This is a genomic window from Variovorax ginsengisoli, from assembly GCF_030486595.1.
Classification (GTDB): domain Bacteria; phylum Pseudomonadota; class Gammaproteobacteria; order Burkholderiales; family Burkholderiaceae_C; genus Variovorax; species Variovorax ginsengisoli_B.
In genome coordinates this window covers 1-2096 of record NZ_JAUJZH010000077.1, presented here as the reverse complement: position 1 = coordinate 2096, position 2096 = coordinate 1, and the positions used below count along the sequence as shown (strand labels likewise).

The following is a 2096-nucleotide window of genomic DNA, read 5'->3' as shown; positions in this document are numbered from 1 at the left end:
AACCGGGGCGCCTCCGGCGGCCTGGCAGGGGCCTGAAGATTGAAAGAATCAAACCGCAGCCAATCCACTTAACTCAGGTCGATGCGTGTTCAGACGACCGGAGCCGGCTCTATATGCCCGAACTCGAGCGCAACAACTTGGGCGTGCTCACCTTCGCCTGGATTGCGTCGCCGACCGCCATGGGCTGCGAAATCTCTATGAGGGTTTCGGCTTTTCCCTGCACAGTGTCGTCCAGATAGGGAGCACCTCGTTTGCGCGGTATGAACTCCCGACGGCAACGCCGTAGGGCGCGGAAAGGCGTCGACCGGCTACAGTCGGCCACTAACTGACCTTGGACGACGCCGCGGGAATCGACGGCCTCCACAATTTTGAGGAGGTTTCAGCCGCGTCAATGTGCGGAGCAGGGAGTGAGCCTATGTGCTCACGCGCGCTGCCATGGGAGGATTCGGCGGATAGCGGACCGCTGAACTCTGTTGTCCGTCAACCACCTGGCGTTCGTATGGGAGTGCGCGCCAACGGCTACCGAGACCACAATCGGCTGGGAGTCGGCGTTGCACCTGCGACATCGATTGGCGAAACTGACCTCGATACCATGCTTGAAATTAGAACGGTAGTGCTCTTCATCGTTGCAATGCTTGCCGTTCAAATGGTGGTTGTCATGGCAATCACCGCGATGAATTCTCATGTCTTGAGTAAGTTCAAGGGGTACGAGTATCCGCGCGCAATAGCCGAGTTGGCCAAGACCAAGCCGCTAGCAGCCGGCGCTATCCGTCTCTGCTATGCGCTAGCTCTACTTGAACTGGCAGTCATGCTTGTGTGGAGCCAGTTCGCTACGTGAGGGCTCTTGCAGTGGCGACCTCAACAAGGGCGACGAGTGGTTCGAAATCCGAATGCTGCTTGCAGGCGGGAGCAAGGTTCGGCTCGCCGACCTTCATCCAGGCTGGACGGCGTGGCGCGAGCATCGAGGAGCGCCCTGGAGTCGACAGGCCGAAGGCCAGCAAACAGACGACTAGCACGATGGGCTGAATGCGGCCATGAGAAGACTTCACGCAATGACATTGCATCGCGCTCTTCAGACTGCCGTACTTCTAGCGGGCGCGTGCGCCGCGTCTGGTTGTTCCAACGCCGAAGATGCGCTTCCAGTCATTCTTCGTGGCGCAACTTCAGGCAGTGGCTATGACTCCGCTTGTCCTGCACGCAGCGCAAAGGAGGCGGAACGCAATCACAAGCTGGCTATTTCTCCAGAGTTCAATCAACGCCTGCTTGAGGCATTTCCACCTGGGACGGCCGAAGAGACGTTGACGAACTTTCTAGCTATGCACCGTTTCAGCTTTCACGGTTCCTGCGACACCAACCCCCTTGTCCGTCGCGCGTCCTTCAAGCAAAAGGGCAAAGGGCTCCTTGCGTACGACACGCACGCCCAAGTGTTCTGGGAAGTGGACGTTGCTGGGAAACTCGTCTGGACGAAGGGGTCGTCGGTTTCACCGGGCTTTGAATCGACCAATTGGCGAACACCGGCACTGGGCAGCACAGTGCCACGCCGGTGCATCTCCATCACCGAGTACGAACGTCCGCTTCCGCTGAGGCCGTAGGTCGGCTTCGGGCCCGAACTCCCACTTCGATGGCTAACGAAGCGGACGTTCGATACTTCGAGAGCCCGGTCGTCAGAGGGCATGCAGGCCGGCTATGACTGCAATACCTTGGGAGCGGCAGTTGATACCGATCTCCTTCGCGGCTGAACGACCGGAGTCGGCCTCCCAGCGTGAATTCACCCCTCGGCGGTGAAGGACAGCAAGCGCTGCACAGCAGCCGCACGACGGGCGCTGGTGGAGGGCAGGGGAGGCCCCTAAGGTGGCCTTCGCTCTTCTCCAAAGCGGCCGTCGACGTTGCCTCTTATGCCCGCCTCTACATCGCCGGAAATGGGTTGCTTCTAGCCATGGTGTCCACGGCCAGAGAGGCACGCTCAGCTTCACAAGGGCCGCATGCTAGACATGATGGTCGCCGTCCCAGGGTAGGCGGCCGGTCTCCAACATCGTAGGTTGCACGCCGAGGCGTGTAGAGCTACATGCTGTGACTTTCGTCGTCAGCAACACAAG

The 2096-nt window shown here is 59.7% G+C and carries 2 protein-coding genes; both read left to right on the top strand.

Going from position 1 to position 2096, the window contains the following annotated elements:
• Positions 1–499: 499 nt before the first annotated feature.
• Entirely contained in the window at positions 500–838 is a 339-nt protein-coding gene (locus QZH52_RS38530; RefSeq protein WP_301816533.1) for a hypothetical protein, read from the top strand.
• A 196-nt stretch (positions 839–1034) separates the two neighbouring features.
• Positions 1035–1592, top strand: coding sequence for a hypothetical protein (locus tag QZH52_RS38525; protein WP_301816532.1), 558 nt, complete (start codon positions 1035–1037; stop codon positions 1590–1592).
• Positions 1593–2096 lie beyond the last annotated feature (504 nt).